The 14266-nt window shown below is 43.0% G+C and carries 13 protein-coding genes and 3 pseudogenes; 4 read left to right on the top strand and 12 right to left on the bottom strand.

Annotated elements, in window-relative coordinates; translation table 11 throughout:
• Positions 1 to 332 precede the first annotated feature (332 nt).
• Positions 333 to 707, bottom strand: a complete 375-nt coding sequence (locus V7K45_RS12580; RefSeq protein WP_322670615.1) for an XRE family transcriptional regulator — start codon at positions 705 to 707, stop codon at positions 333 to 335.
• A gap of 283 nt (positions 708 to 990) precedes the next feature.
• Here V7K45_RS12580 and V7K45_RS12575 point away from each other — a divergent pair, with 283 nt between their 5' ends.
• The 4 genes and pseudogenes from V7K45_RS12575 to V7K45_RS12560 all read left to right on the top strand — a co-directional run.
• Complete coding sequence (locus V7K45_RS12575; protein WP_335003814.1) at positions 991 to 1884, top strand: MarR family transcriptional regulator; 894 nt, start codon at positions 991 to 993, stop codon at positions 1882 to 1884.
• Positions 1881 to 3236 carry a replicative DNA helicase gene (dnaB, locus tag V7K45_RS12570; RefSeq protein ID WP_335003812.1) on the top strand — a complete coding sequence of 452 codons (1356 nt, stop codon included), beginning with the start codon at positions 1881 to 1883 and terminating at the stop codon, positions 3234 to 3236. Before V7K45_RS12575 ends, dnaB begins: the two co-directional genes overlap by 4 nt.
• The gene (locus V7K45_RS12565; RefSeq protein ID WP_335003810.1) at positions 3199 to 4002 is read left to right on the top strand and encodes a hypothetical protein; all 804 of its coding nucleotides are present in this window, start codon (positions 3199 to 3201) and stop codon (positions 4000 to 4002) included. Before dnaB ends, V7K45_RS12565 begins: the two co-directional genes overlap by 38 nt.
• A 163-nt stretch (positions 4003 to 4165) precedes the next feature.
• Positions 4166 to 4926: pseudogene (locus V7K45_RS12560) on the top strand (IS66 family transposase); the annotation flags it as partial.
• 51 nt (positions 4927 to 4977) lie between these two features.
• On the opposite strand, the gene V7K45_RS32990 reads toward V7K45_RS12560, so the two are convergent.
• The 11 genes and pseudogenes from V7K45_RS32990 to hemE all read right to left on the bottom strand — a co-directional run bounded on the left by V7K45_RS32990 (position 4978) and on the right by hemE (position 14092).
• Positions 4978 to 5259 (bottom strand): helix-turn-helix domain-containing protein, encoded by a 282-nt coding sequence (locus V7K45_RS32990; protein ID WP_442941989.1) that lies wholly within the window; start codon positions 5257 to 5259, stop codon positions 4978 to 4980.
• Complete coding sequence (locus V7K45_RS12555) at positions 5202 to 5381, bottom strand: hypothetical protein (protein WP_335003808.1); 180 nt, start codon at positions 5379 to 5381, stop codon at positions 5202 to 5204. The genes V7K45_RS32990 and V7K45_RS12555 overlap by 58 nt, the downstream gene beginning before the upstream one ends.
• 362 nt (positions 5382 to 5743) lie before the next feature.
• Complete coding sequence (locus V7K45_RS12550) at positions 5744 to 7078, bottom strand: glutamyl-tRNA reductase (protein ID WP_335003806.1); 1335 nt, start codon at positions 7076 to 7078, stop codon at positions 5744 to 5746.
• 305 nt (positions 7079 to 7383) lie between these two features.
• Positions 7384 to 7569: pseudogene (locus V7K45_RS12545) on the bottom strand (transposase); the annotation flags it as partial.
• Positions 7554 to 8177 (bottom strand): hypothetical protein, encoded by a 624-nt coding sequence (locus tag V7K45_RS12540; RefSeq protein ID WP_335003804.1) that lies wholly within the window; start codon positions 8175 to 8177, stop codon positions 7554 to 7556. The pseudogene V7K45_RS12545 and the gene V7K45_RS12540, both read right to left, overlap by 16 nt.
• A 396-nt stretch (positions 8178 to 8573) precedes the next feature.
• Positions 8574 to 9551: an oxygen-dependent coproporphyrinogen oxidase gene (hemF, locus tag V7K45_RS12535; RefSeq protein ID WP_335003802.1), complete on the bottom strand. Its 978-nt coding sequence runs from the start codon at positions 9549 to 9551 to the stop codon at positions 8574 to 8576.
• Between the two features lie 91 nt (positions 9552 to 9642).
• Complete coding sequence (hemF, locus tag V7K45_RS12530) at positions 9643 to 10680, bottom strand: oxygen-dependent coproporphyrinogen oxidase (protein ID WP_335003800.1); 1038 nt, start codon at positions 10678 to 10680, stop codon at positions 9643 to 9645.
• 182 nt (positions 10681 to 10862) lie between these two features.
• Entirely contained in the window at positions 10863 to 11843 is a 981-nt protein-coding gene (hemB, locus tag V7K45_RS12525) for a porphobilinogen synthase (RefSeq protein WP_335003819.1), read from the bottom strand.
• A gap of 21 nt (positions 11844 to 11864) precedes the next feature.
• Positions 11865 to 12756 (bottom strand): annotated as a pseudogene (hemC, locus tag V7K45_RS12520) (hydroxymethylbilane synthase); the annotation flags it as partial.
• A gap of 149 nt (positions 12757 to 12905) precedes the next feature.
• Entirely contained in the window at positions 12906 to 13034 is a 129-nt protein-coding gene (locus tag V7K45_RS12515) for a hypothetical protein (protein ID WP_335003798.1), read from the bottom strand.
• Positions 13035 to 13039: 5 nt separating this feature from the next.
• Positions 13040 to 14092, bottom strand: a complete 1053-nt coding sequence (hemE, locus tag V7K45_RS12510) for a uroporphyrinogen decarboxylase (protein WP_335003796.1) — start codon at positions 14090 to 14092, stop codon at positions 13040 to 13042.
• Positions 14093 to 14266: the final 174 nt, after the last annotated feature.

Here is a 14266-nt window from a genome sequence, read left to right as displayed (position 1 = left end):
TGACCAAACCCCGGCACGAATTACGAAAGCAGTTGCAAACTGCTTAACCCACAAGCATTTCGGCTTTTCTTAGTGCCATTCGATTCTGAATCTCAAACCCATTCCTGTTAATTTTAGTATTATTTATTACTTTTAACTAAAATTACTTAAATCAAGTTTTATCGCCTTCTTGAACTAAACTGTTTAGTTTGCACTTGGTGACAGCTTCGCCAGCTCTTCCCCAATATCTGGGATGTTGTAGGAAAACGCAGTAATTCTCATAATGAGAATTGCTGGATATTTGCAACTTGGTGGATAATTACTCTTAGTTAAATTCTATTGCGAACGGTGAGTTATAAAGTTTTAAGGAACTGCACTGATTCTGTAGCCTCACGGCTGTTATTCACAAAAATATCAGCAATTAGTCGTAAAACTTCAGCTTGTTCTTCTGGAGGTGCTTCAGCAATCAGCGATCGCAGGCTAATTCCTGGCCTCTGACCAAATAACTCAGATAAATACCACACCCTAGCTTCTACCGGAATAGCCAAAAGTAGCGCTATTAGTTTTGATGCTCCTAGATCCGCCTTCCCGCGACGAAAGCGGGATAACATTACTTCTGACACTTTAGCCTGTTCAGCAGTTTTCTTCGCTTCCAAATTGAAGCGATTCATCATCTCATCGAATAACTGCTGATAACTTTGTGTTTTTTCTGATACAAAACTTTGCATTGCTTTGCTAATTATACTTAAGTTTAACGGTTATACTATTTGATGTTTGATTAAACGACAACGATGATGTATACCCTAATCTTACCAAACTCTTGCTAGGAGTGCTTTTTCCCAGACATATCTTTAATCTTCACATTACTAGCATAGCCATCAAATAAATACCTTGTCGCGATTGAATATAAAAATTCGTTGACTAAGTGTTAATGATGGACACCTAAAAAATTAGTCTCTATCCCAACGGATCGAGGTGAAATTTTATCTTTTCATTTGTATTAGCAAAATTGTGACACAACCAAATTCAAAAATTCAGGGACGTTTCTATCCACTTAAGCATGAAGAATGGCTGAAAGCCTGCCGTGAACTCACACCAGCACAAAGGGATGTCCTCTACTACATCCGAACCATTGACCCTTATAACCAAGGGATTGACATCAATGCCGCTGAGGTAGCTCGTCAGCTGTCAGCACCAGAGCGGATAGTCCACAGGCAAACTGTAAGCCGCGCTCTTAAGGAATTAGACGCAAAGGGATTCATTGATCTAGAGCTATTGCAAGTCAGAACCAAGGTGAAGCCAAAGGGATTATGGTGCAATGACACACCCGAATTTCTTGAAGACACCGATGGTGTAATGACGCACCCAAGGTGTGATGACGCACCCAAGGTGTGTGAAGACACCGATGGTGTGATGACGCACCTAAGGTGTGATGACGCACCGAGCGCGATCGCCACACACCACAGTGGATCACCACGCACCACGATGGATCATGACGCACCATGCGCGATCGCCACGCACCACGCAGAGGCTGAAAGTCTTGTGGAGAGAGAATTTCAAAACCCTAAGATCAATAAGAATTATTTAGACCTTATAAAGACTCTCTCAGAAGACGAGCGAGCGAATTTTCTAGAATTTTGTGAGGAAAAAACCAAAAATCTTAGCCAGCCAGTAAATGACATTGAGGCTTGGTTAGCTCACAAGAACAAAGCCGGAAGGAATCGCTGGGAAGTTTATTACGAAAAATATCTGGCTTCAAAACAGGTACAAGCCAAAAAAACTGAAACAAAAAATGCTCGAGACGAATTCCGTCGAGAACTTGAAGAACGGCAGCGACAGGCTCAAAGAGCTTGGGAAGAGTCGCAAAACCAAAATCTGACTGGCAATACTGGCGGTGCGACGTGATTGATAAACTACCACCCCAAAACATCGAAGCGGAAGAGGCGATTTTAGGCGGTATCATGCTTGACCCAGAAGCAATTGGTAGAGTCAGCGATCGCTTAATTCCCGAAGCCTTTTACATTAGCGCCCATAAAGATATCTATCAAGCCGTGCAGCGCCTTTATTGCTCTGGTAAACCCACTGATTTACTCACAGTTACAGCTTGGCTTACTGACCACGATTTACTAGTCCGTATCGGTGGGAGAAATAAATTAGCAACTCTGATAGACCGCACAGTGTCAGCTGTCAACATTGACACTTTAGCCGAGTTGGTGATGGACAAATTCGCGCGTAGACAGTTAATCAAGGCTGGAAATGAAATTGTACATCTCGGTTACGAGACAGAAACTGAGTTACCACAAATCCTTGACCAATCAGAACAGAAAATTTTCCAACTATCTAATCAAACCCTATCTTCAAACACTGAACATAACAGCACGATTAACGTTGCTGCTTACGAGGATTTAAATTCAGGAAACCCCATTTACCATACAGGACTTCATGAACTCGATAATTTGATGGTGGGATTTGAAAGCGGCACACTCACCATAGTTGCGGGTAGGCCATCAATGGGGAAGTCCCAAATCGCTTTGTTTTTGGCTCTCCAAATGATACTACTCCACAATCTACCTGTGGTCATCTTTTCCTTGGAGATGACAAAGAAACAATTGGAGTACAGGCTGTGGAGTTTAATTAGTGTTAGCAACGCTTACAAGCATTTAGAGTTAACGCCACTAAAAAGCGATCGCATCCGCAGACATCGCTCAGGTAATAAACCCCTAGCAGACTGGGAATTTACAAGCATTGCCAAAATCGTCGGTGTTGCTTCAGAATTACCGCTGTACATGAATGACTCAAGGGGCATCACCGTTTCACAAATTGCCTCAGAATGCCGCCAAATTAAGGCTAAAGAGGGAAAACTGGGGCTAGTTGTAGTTGATTACCTGCAAATGATGGCAGAGGACTCTGGAGGCAACCGCAGCTATGAACTAGGAGATGTAGCCAGGGGACTTTACAAAATGGCAGGGGAACTAGATGTACCTGTGCTAGCACTGTCGCAAATCTCTAGGGGAGTTGAGGGCAGACAGAATAAGCGCCCAATGATGAGCGACCTTAGCCAGTCAGGAATTTTAGAAATGGTGGCAGACAATATTATTCTCGCTTACCGCGATGAGTACTACAACCCAGACACTACAGATCAAGGAATATTAGAATTCATCATGGCTAAAGCACGGCACGGTGAAACAGGCACAGCAACGGTATTTTTTGACAAGTCCTATGGAATTATCCAGAATTTGCGCTCCGGAAATATCTGAGTCCTCAAACTGCTGTCAAAACCATCCGCCTCCTGTACCGGAACTTTTACTGGGGGGTATTGATAATAGCCCTAGTAAAAACTCTGAACAAATAGACATACCCCCCAGTAAATATAACCCTAGTAAAAAGCGCAGAAATTGGGGTGAGGGTAACGGCACTATTCATTGGCGCACCATTACTAGGGGTGGAAAGGACTATCCCCAGGCTTATTATCATTGGCAGGAAAAAGGGAAAAAGAAGACCAAGTACATTCCCAAGCATTTACTTGGGGATATTCAAGAAGCAGAGTTCAAGAAGCGCCCAATTAGAGAAATTTTGACATTACTGGGTGTTGTGCCTAGCCCTAGTAAAAACACATTACTGGGGGATATCGAAAATAGCCCTAGTAACGATGTTGAACAGTCAGAGATACCCCTCAGTAAAAACAGCCCTAGTAACGATGTCGAGCAGTCAAAGATATCCCCCAGTAAAAATAACCCTAGTAACAATGTCGAACAGTCAAAGATATCCCCCAGTAAAGATAGCCCTAGTAAAACTAGACGACACAAAGGATTAGGTAGTGGCTCCATTCAGTGGAAAACCATTACCCTTCACGGCAAAGATTATCCCCAAGCTTGGTATCACTATGAGTTTTGGAAAGATGGCGATCGCCTTGTTAAAAAGTGCAAGTATATTCCAAAACAATTATTAGGGAGAATAGAGAAGCTAGAAGCAGATAAAGCGCCAGTCAAAGAGATTTTGTCAATATTGCGATTAAAATTATAGAAAAACCTCATCCTTAGAAAATCCGCGCAAATCGTAAATACCATACAACGTCTTTAGCAAGTTGTTTATGTTTTACATTTTTAGGCTGTGATTACTTCTAAGCGTAAGGATTCAGGTGGCAGAGTATTGACAAGGGGGACACTTGAGGGTGAGTATCACAAATATGAACCAAAGCCTGCCTCAAGAATTAGACCGAGAAAGCTTAAATCAGTTATCGAAAGACGAACTGGTAGATATCATCATTAAGCAGAGAAAGGCAATAGGTGAGTTACATAAAATAATCTACGAACTACACCTTGAAGTAGAACGGTTAAAAGTCAGCAGAGATTTGGACAGCAAGACTTCATCGAAACCACTATCTGGGGACATTCTGAAAAAGAGTGAAAACAAAAAAGCACCCTTGGAAGAAGAACCGAACCACCCCAAAAGAAAACCAGGTGGGCAACCAGGACATACTGGAAAAACCCGTAAGGGTTTTGGTCGAGTAGATCGTTGTGAAATTCTACGACAAGCGTGATTGTGCCTGTTGTGGTCAAAAAGCATTTGCGACCGTGGCAGTAAAAATAGAGAAACAGTCTGTAGCGCAATTAGTAGAACGTCCAATTGAAATAGTGGAATATCAACGCTATACCTGCATGTGTGAGTGTTGTGGAAATATACAAACAGCCTCATGGTCGCCAGATATCGTTCCAGGACAAGATTTAGGAGTTAGATTACAGGCGTTCTTAGGATGGGTAAACAATTATGCACACATGCCCTACGAAAAACAGCCAAGTTTTGCTTTGGGAATTGGGAGAGATTGAAATTGGGCTAGGCACTTTAGTAGCAACAAATGAACGAATAACTCAAGCGATTGAACCAAGCATTATTGAATTAAGTAATTGGGTAAAACAAACCCAACCTAACATCCATGTAGATGAAACTGAGCCGTACATACAATTTCACCACTCTCTTGGTTTACCACTATCTGTGACTTCAATGTATGTCGTTTCTTTTTTCCACTGTAGAAATGCTTTTGTTTTTTTTGGGACGCTCTATTGGGCTTTCTGTCACGTCAACTACCACTACCTTAATTTGAGAATCAGATGTTTGCAATTTCTTTTTTCCCGGAAGTGCGAAAGTTCTAGAATTACTGAGAATATCTTCGACTTTGCGAATAATTCGATATGCTGTTGACTCATTTACTCCCCAAGATTGTCCTATATGGAAGTAAGTTCGGTACTCTCCGGAGGCGGAGTGTCTCCGGCTCCGCTCCAATATTCTAAGGTCATTAATAATTGGTCTTCTAAACTCAATTTACCTGGTCGTCCAGTTTTGCGTTTTGGAGTGCTTTGCGATCGCACGACCTCAATCATCTGCCTAAAAGTTTCTGGACGCACGCCACACAGGCGTTTGAAGTCTTATGACTTCAGGCTTTTAACCTGTTCATAGGTCATATATATTACCCCACTCTCACCTACTTATCTCACATCACTGGCGACTTTTGCAAGAAGTCTAGTCTGTTGCGTTGCCAACGATAACAGAACTTGAAATTTTACGTGACCGTATTTTGTCCCAACTGAAGTTAGGTAAGCAAGCTACTGGGTATAAAACTGCTCAGAAGGTTCTCAATCAGTTCATTACTGAACTAATCGGTTCAGTTTAGCTGTTTGGAGAATTCGCCAACGGTATCCCTTAAGTGGAAGCTACCACATTTTCATGCTTGGCGGTGAAAATTTTTTCATTGGGACTGCCTTCTGCCTTAAAACCCTTTTCTGTGTTGATCACCAAAATTGGACAAGAACCTTGTTGTTTGCAGTTCGCAACAAGTATCTAGGTTAAACAACATTTTTAGAACTTGGAGAGCAAGGCGTCGGGCTTCTAGATCCTGATGCGTCTGTAGTTGTACCAACGGTTCGTGGAGAATTTTGTTGATAATACCCTTAGTTAAGGCTTCTAGCACTACTTGGTGCTTTTGAGCAAATTCAGTGCCTAAGCGCGATAAAGCTTTTTCTAGCTCTTGCTCACGGATACTTTCTACTTTGTTTCGTAGAGAGGTGATTGTGGGTACGCTTTCGAGTGATTGCAACCACAGCACAAAGACTTCTACTTCTTCTTCTATCAAGGCTTCTGCTTTCTGCACCATCTGGCGGCGGGTTTCTTGATTCCGCGCCACTAATGCTTTCAAATCGTCTATATTGTAAACCTCAAAGTTTTCCAGTTGATTGACATCGGTATTGATGTTGCGAGGCACAGAAATATCGAACAGTATTAAGGACAGATTTCTTGGCAGTATCGTTTTTAGTTTCGCCCGGTCCAAGATGGGTTCGGAGGCAGTAGTGCAAGTAAAAACCATGTCAGAATTGGCGATCGCACTCATCATACCTGACAGAGAATACAGTTGCAGTTGACTGTCAGGGAATTTACTAGCTAATTCAAGAGCGCCTGCTTGGGAGCGATTCACAATTGAGATTCTAGCAACACCTTTAGACAAAAGGTGCTGTAGCAACAAACGCGACATTTCACCAGCACCAATAATGGTTATGCGGCAAGCTGCCAAGTCCGGCACTTTCGTCTGAGCTAATTCCACCGCCGCTGAACTGATTGAGACAGCACCAGTGCCGATGTTGATTTCGTTATAGACTCGCTTACCCGCTGTAATTGCCTGTTTAAATAAACGGTCGAGTAGCTTTCCCAGACCTTTATATGTTTGTGTCAACTTGTAGGCTTTTTTAACTTGGTAAAATATTTGCCCTTCTCCCAGTACTAAACTTTCTAAACCAGCCGCAACCCGCATCAGATGCCTCACAGTTTCTTGGTTAAGCAATATGAACAAATATTGTTGCAGTTGATGAAGCGAAATTTGACTAATTTCTGAAAGAAAATAGGTAATTTCTTCTACTCCCTGTTGAGATTCTTTGACAACTGCATAAATTTCTAGTCGGTTACAAGTACTGAGAATAGCAACTTCTTTAATATTAGGTAGTTTGAGTAACTGGGCGATCGCACTTTCCATCTTTGCTTCTGGAATGCTCAGCTTTTCTCGAATTTCTACCGATGCAGTCTTATGACTAAGACCTACAACTGCAATATCCACGATGATCTCCTTTTAATTATTTAGAGTTTACCTGAGTTCAATAATTTAATTTAGGTTTTCAGTACATACTATGTTACCGAAGAAAGGCAGACAGAGGGCAGCTATGCTAAAGGTTCCGTTCCGTACACTCGGGGATTCAGATGCCTCATTTATAGGAGCTACTGCCCTTCCTGTTAAAAAACTAATATTTGGCACAGCATGTCCTGAAAAACCAATCATTTCAAAAACATGAGTAAAAAAGCTGAGAATCAACATTCGCAGAAGCGAGGTTTACATCCAACTAATTTGACGTGAGTTCGACGGAACTAAAAAATGGCAGGAGGTAATGCAGGTAAATCTGTTGGGTAAATGTCAATAGATGGTTTTTTCGGCAAATAGGTATAAGCTGTCAAACCTGCTATCAAATTAACCAAAAAGTTAAATGCACTGCGATGTCGTGAGTGTTCTATTTGACATATATTTTTGAGATGATCGTTCACCGACTCAATGACTGCATCTTGAGCATGTTGATTAAAATTTTCCAAAAAATCGGAATTAATCCGACTATATCTATTACTTTTGAAAACAAAAATTGTTGTTTGTTTTTTAATTTTGTTACCGTCTTTGCGGGTCTTTCATATTTAAATACACAAACACAGTGACCTTCGGCTTGTTTGCTGAGAATCGAAGCCTTCATGCCTGGAAAAGCTCTTCTGGCTGCTTCTTGTTCCATCTCGCAGAGAACACCACATGGGGTATCAAAACCATACTCTTGAGCAAGAGACAAAGCTGGACAAACCCTTTGAATTTCCAATGCGGCATCTGTTCCATTCTGGGAAATATCTATTATTTCCGTGATGAAGCCCATTAATCCCAGCAGGGGGATAGATTTCTTGAAGCCTTTAGCTAACGTGTCATCATCAATGAGAGCACCCATGAGCACCTTCTGTTGTTCAGGATATTTTTCCATCATCTTTTCAAAAGCGGCTTTGTCTCCGATTTCTTCAGTTAGCTTTCTGTATCTTTTAAATCTAGTCCTGAACATATTTATGGCTTTCGATTCATCCAAATTCAAGATATCTTCCATGCGTAGGTCGCCAATTCCCATTTTATTTTCCATTTTCAGTCCTTTATTTTCCTACAGTTATCATAAGTAGCAACTAGCATTGCAGGTAAATGTCACCAGCTTGCAAACAAGCAAAGTAAAATGACACAAACAAGAAGGTATCTGAGAGCATCACGTAAAACAAATATAATGTTGTTGAATTCTAGTACGGACCTCATCAGGTTACTGAGATTTTTTATTCTTGCATACATGGTTCTTTTCCTCATTTCTTGCAACGTGTTATTAGAGCTTTTGACTCGATGCTTGAACATATTTTTTGTTGAAGATAGTTTCATTTTCAACATTTGTGTTTTCTTTATGTCACCAATACCTATTTCAATTTCTGTGTTCGGTTGTCACTATTCCTGCTACTATTAATTTCACAGAACAAAACTATAATCATCCGAAAACCTACAGCCACTCTCGAGGATTTTTCAGCACTTCTCTAAGCATTGCCTCCTGACTACCTGGAGCTGGTTGGTCGTCATATTCCCAGTTAGCTGTAGAAGGCATGCAGTTGAAAACACTCTGCGGATTAACCATGCCGCTTGCCAGACCAAAGCGGAGACCACGGTCACTGCTCAAAATGAACTCCACGTAGCGTCCATGAACAAGACGCTGCCAGTACTTGTTCTCCTTCGTAAAGGTCATGTCCTTACGTCTTTCCACAATCGGTATGTAAGCAGGGACAAATGCCTTAGTACAATCTGTGACAAAAGAAAGAAGTTCTTGCGTATTGCCGTCATTGAGATCATCGAAGAAAATTCCACCTATGCCTCGGCTTTCATGACGATGTGGTATGTAGAAATACTCATCACAGCACTTTTTAAAGCGCGGGTAATAAGATGGGTCGTACTGATCGCAAACTCCTTTATGCACCTGATGAAAATGAACTGCATCTTCCTCAAAGAGATAAGCTGGCGTAAGATCCGCACCGCCGCCAAACCACCAATAACTTGGCTGGGAGTCATCACCAATCTGGAAATAGCGGTAGTTAACATGTGCGGTAGGTATCATCGGGTTATAGGGATGGATAACAAAGCTACTACCTGTGGCGAAGTAGGAGATGCTTTTGTCGCCAGTTATCTGGTCTGCTTCTAGTGTTGCGAGGGCACCTGATTTCTGGAGGGTCATTCCCGGAGGTAGTTTTCCTTTGATCGCTACGTAGTTAACTCCCACCTTTTCAAAGACGTTGCCGTTACTCAAGGCCCGATCAACATATATGGTGTCTTCACTATTTTCGCCACTCGTCCAAATGCCGTTTTTGTCATGTATCCAGGTCTGTTCGGTAAACTTCTTGCTATCTATCTCTTCAAGAACCTGGCAAGTGTTCTCAAACATCTGTCTGAAAACTTTATCTATAATCCCGCGCACTTTTGGTTGTTGCATTACTGACTTTTTTTGGACTTTAAGCATGGTTGATTGTTTCTGTGTGATTAATTAGGTTTTTTCTGCAAACTGGGACTCAGTTATGAATCTCCTAAGTGACAGGAGACGTCCAACTTGCCCAATCTTGAGGCTTTAAGAAAGTTTCATACAACTCAGCTTCTGGTGTGTTAGGTTCTGGTTCATAGCCATATTCCCAACGCACTAGAGGTGGTAGAGACATCAAAATTGACTCGGTACGTCCATTAGTTTGAAGACCGAAAATTGTGCCACGGTCATAAACTAGGTTAAATTCTACATATCGACCTCTGCGGTAAAGTTGAAATTGACGTTGCGGATCGCCATATTCCATCGACTGCCGCCTTTCTACAATGGGCACATAAGCTTTTTCAAAGGTCTTTCCACAGGTACAAACAAACGCAAACACTTCTTCCCAAGTGCGTGGTGCTTGTGTGCCAATCTGGTTACTATAAATGGCAGATGGGGTATCTGAGTAGGGACCCTGATACAATTGACCTTGACCATCCTGATAGTCAAAGAAAAGACCACCAACGCCACGGGTTTCTTGGCGATGCTTTAGGTAGAAATATTCATCACACCAGTGCTTAAACACTTGGTAATATTCTCGATGATGAGCATTACAACCTTGCTTAAGTGTAGCATGGAAGTGGGCTGCGTCCTCAGCATTGGCATAGTAGGGTGTTAAGTCCGAACCACCGCCAAACCACCAAACTGGTCCAGCCTCGAAGTAGCGATAATTCAGGTGAACAGTTGGTACGTAAGGATTGCGAGGGTGTAACACCATTGACGTGCCTGTGGCATAAAACCCATGTCCTTCAGCTTCTGGACGTTGCGCCAGAATTGAGGGTGGTAGATGAGAACCCCAGACTTCAGAGAAGTTGACTCCACCTTGCTCAAACACAGCGCCATCTTGGATCACACGTGAACGACCTCCACCTCCTTCAGGGCGTTCCCATGCATCTTCCTGAAATGTACCAATGCCATCGATATGTTCCAAAACCTGGCAGATTTCGTCTTGCAACTGTCGCATGAACTGCTTAACTCTAGCTTTAGCATCAGATGGGGGGAGAGATTTGGATGGAGTTGTTTTGGGAGTCGAAGAAATCGTCATAATCTCAATTCAATTTTTCTAAAAGTGAATATCTGGCTTGGATTTTGCAAAATTATCAATAATATGAATCATATGTGCGGAATGTGGGATCTGAGGAACCTGAAGCACAGCTATGGCTTCACCTAACAGGTGAAAGCAACACAGATACTGCATTTACCTAAAAACCGACATGCTCACAAAATTTAAGCTAGCCAACGGGCAGCATTTTTGGCATGATAAGTCAGAATTAAGTCAGCCCCAGCCCGTTTAAACCCAGTTAAAGTTTCCAAAACTACACGCTCCTCATCAATCCAACCATTCAGAGCCGCAGCTTTCACCATCGCATACTCACCAGAAACATTGTAAGCGGCAACTGGTAAATTACTTGCTTCCTTCACCCGCCAGATAATGTCCATGTATGCCAAGGCTGGCTTAACCATGAGCATATCAGCCCCTTCAGCAATATCCAATTCAATCTCTTTAATGGCTTCGCGGGCGTTACCTGGGTCCATTTGGTAAGTTCTTCTGTCCCCAAATTGCGGTGTCGAGTCTGCTGCATCCCTAAATGGGCCATAATAACCCGAAGCATATTTAGCAGCATAGGACAGAATTGGTGTATCTTGATAGCCAGCTTCATCCAACCCAGTGCGAATCGCCTGCACAAACCCGTCCATCATTCCGGAAGGAGCGATGATATCGGCACCAGCTTTGGCTTGAGAAACCGCTGTTCTCTTCAGCAACTCCAATGTCGGGTCATTCAAGACGCGCCCAGTCAAGTCACCCAGTTCTAAATAGCCGCAGTGTCCATGACTAGTATATTCACACAGACAGGTATCAGCAATAACAATTAATTCTGGCACTGCTTGTTTCACAGCAGTGGCAGCTTTTTGTACAATGCCGCAGTCGTGCCATGCACCTGTAGCTTCTAGATCTTTATCTTCAGGAATGCCAAACAGGATAATTCCGGGAATACCAAGGTCGTAAACTTCTTTAGCTTCTTCCACAATTTTGTCCACCGACAACTGGTAGACTCCAGGCTTGGATTTCACTTCTTTGGCAATTCCCTCACCTGGTACGGCAAACAGAGGGTAGATTAAATTACTGGTTGTCAAGACAGTCTCACATACCATCCGACGTAGTTGGGGATGGCTTCTCAGGCGACGAGGGCGGTGATTGGGAAACATGGTGTTCATTAAATGGGAAAATTAGTGTTGGTTGACTATCTGAAAAATGTTAGCTAGAATTTCCTGCGCTCCCTGTTGGCGCAAAATTTGTGCCAGTTGAATACCCAGATGTTCTGCTTCGTGGGCAGTACCAGTCACGGTATCTTTTACTACTTGTTGACCATCCACACTAGCGACTATTCCCGTTAAGGTCAGCGTGTTTCCATCTAGTTGAGTAGTCACACCAATTGGCACTTGGCAACCGCCTTCTAGTTCCCGCAAGAAGGCACGTTCAGCGAGAACGCGATCGCGGGTTGGTATATGTTCAATTGCTTTGAGCATTGAGAGTACTTCGAGATCGTCAGCACGACATTCGATACCCAAAGCTCCTTGTCCGACAGCATAGAGGGAAAGTTCAGTTGGCAGAACTTGATGAATGCGATCGCCCATCCCCAAGCGCTGTAACCCTGCCACTGCCAAAATCAAGGCATCATATTCGCCTTCATCCAGCTTTGCCATGCGGGTGTTCAAGTTCCCTCGCACATCTTTAAATGTGAAGTGGGGAAAGTAATGCCGCAACTGGGCTAGTCGCCGCAGGGAAGATGTGCCGATGACTGTACCAATGGGCAGTGTATCAATTTGCTTATCTTTGTGTTGATCGTGCACCACCAGCGCATCTGCTGGGTTTTCCCGTTCTGTCACTGCTGCTAACACTAACCCCTCTGGTAAGCGTGTTGGCAAATCCTTCAGGGAGTAGGGAGTGAACAGCAAAGTCAATGTCATGGCAGAGCATTCCCATTTCGAGTTCTTTGGTGAATAGTCCTTTATCGCCAATCTTTGCTAAGGCAACATCAAGGATTTTGTCACCCTGAGTAGACATGGTGTGGACTTCAAAGGAGATATCAGGGAAGTGTTTCTGGAGTTGTTCTTGTACCTGACTTTTCCCGTTATCTTCTTGATTGAGCGATCGCGTACTATATCCCTAGCCCAAAGCCCTATTCTCTGGTAATTCATTGTCATTAATTTTAAGTAATTGAGAATAAACTGTAGTCTGAAACCCATGCTATTTCGTTGTTTCACAACTTAACGGGAAAAGTCAGGTTCTTGTACCCAGTAAGTTTGAATCAGAGCGAGTTGACTTTTTCGAGAACCGATGCGAATGGTGCGGGAAGGACTAGAAATGGTGGATGAAGCAGAGTCAGATAGAGTCATAAGTTTTAGTGAGAGTTATTTAACAAGTAGTTGGACTGTTTGACAGTCTCAAAAAAGAAAGCAACATTTTCTTCTGGAGTGTTTTGCAAAACCCCGTGACCAAGATTGAAAATATGCCTCTGGTTTCCGGCTTTGCGTACAGTATCGAGAATGCGATCGCGGATAAACTCTTGAGAACCAAACAGCACACATGGATCTAAATTTCCTTGCACTCCAATATTGGCACCAAGTCGCTGGCGTGCCACCGCCATATCAACAGTCCAGTCCACACTAACAATATCAACCCCAGAGTGCGCCATGAGTTCTAGTATCCCAGCACTGCCGTTGATGTAAAGGATGAGGGGTATATCTGGGTGCGTTGCCTTAACCTGTTCCACAACCCGTTGCTGATAGGGTAGAGCAAAGGTTTTAAAATCTTCCGGACTCAGATGTCCTGCCCATGAGTCAAATAATTGCACAACTTCTGCACCGGAATCAATTTGGTAGCGGACATAGATGGCGATGGCATCTGCCAGTTTCCCTAAAAATTGATGTAACATTGTTGGCTCAGAGAAAGCCATGCCTTTGATGATGGCGTAATCTTTCGAGCTTTTGCCTTCAATGGCATAGGCAGCTAGTGTCCAAGGCGCACCAACAAAACCCAAAACAGTAGCTTCGCCATCAACTTCTTGACGGAGAGTCTTCAGAATTTTACGCACAAATGATAGAGAAGCTTCCGGGTCTAGGGGAGTGAGAGCATCAATTTGCTCTTGGGTTCGGATTGGCTGCTCAAAAACTGGACCCTTACTTTCGATAAGATCAAACGTAATACCTATACCGGGTAACGGTGTGAGAATATCTGAGAACATAATCACACCGTCGGGTTTGAAGGCGTGAAAAGGTTGCAAAGAAATTTCCACAGCTAGGTCAGGGTTTTCGGAACGCTCGCGAAAAGAGGGATATTTCTGGCGCAAATCTCGATAGACTTTCATGTAGCGACCAGCTTGGCGCATCATCCATACTGGAGGGCGGTCTAGTACCTCACCTCGGGCTGCTTGCAGTAATCTATAATTTTTCATACATTATCACACAATGACATGATGTAATATTTTCTATCTTCGTTTTTGAGAAGCTCTTCGGAAATAATTTCACCCTATTCAACGTTTTTTCCCTTTGTTACTGCTACTCCTGTTCCGCCCGAAGATTACCGTTTAGGAAGCTCTTGAGCAGGGGAGAAAAATGCTTTGGTAATC

This window comes from Nostoc sp. (assembly GCF_036917375.1).
Classification (GTDB): Bacteria; Cyanobacteriota; Cyanobacteriia; order Cyanobacteriales; family Nostocaceae; genus Nostoc.
This window is presented reverse-complemented; position numbering and strand designations above follow the sequence as displayed.

Bases quoted from the DNA above. Each gene is read 5' to 3' on its own strand.
- hemF (WP_335003800.1), bottom strand. From the start codon at position 10,680: ATGACGATTTCTTCGACTCCCAAAACAACTCCATCCAAATCTCTCCCC.
- V7K45_RS12515 (WP_335003798.1), bottom strand. From the start codon at position 13,034: ATGACTCTATCTGACTCTGCTTCATCCACCATTTCTAGTCCTTCCCGC.
- V7K45_RS12565 (WP_335003810.1), top strand. From the start codon at position 3,199: ATGGAATTATCCAGAATTTGCGCTCCGGAAATATCTGAGTCCTCAAAC.
- hemF (WP_335003802.1), bottom strand. From the start codon at position 9,551: ATGCAACAACCAAAAGTGCGCGGGATTATAGATAAAGTTTTCAGACAG.
- hemB (WP_335003819.1), bottom strand. From the start codon at position 11,843: ATGTTTCCCAATCACCGCCCTCGTCGCCTGAGAAGCCATCCCCAACTA.
- V7K45_RS12580 (WP_322670615.1), bottom strand. From the start codon at position 707: ATGCAAAGTTTTGTATCAGAAAAAACACAAAGTTATCAGCAGTTATTC.
- hemE (WP_335003796.1), bottom strand. From the start codon at position 14,092: ATGAAAAATTATAGATTACTGCAAGCAGCCCGAGGTGAGGTACTAGAC.
- V7K45_RS12540 (WP_335003804.1), bottom strand. From the start codon at position 8,177: ATGGAAAATAAAATGGGAATTGGCGACCTACGCATGGAAGATATCTTG.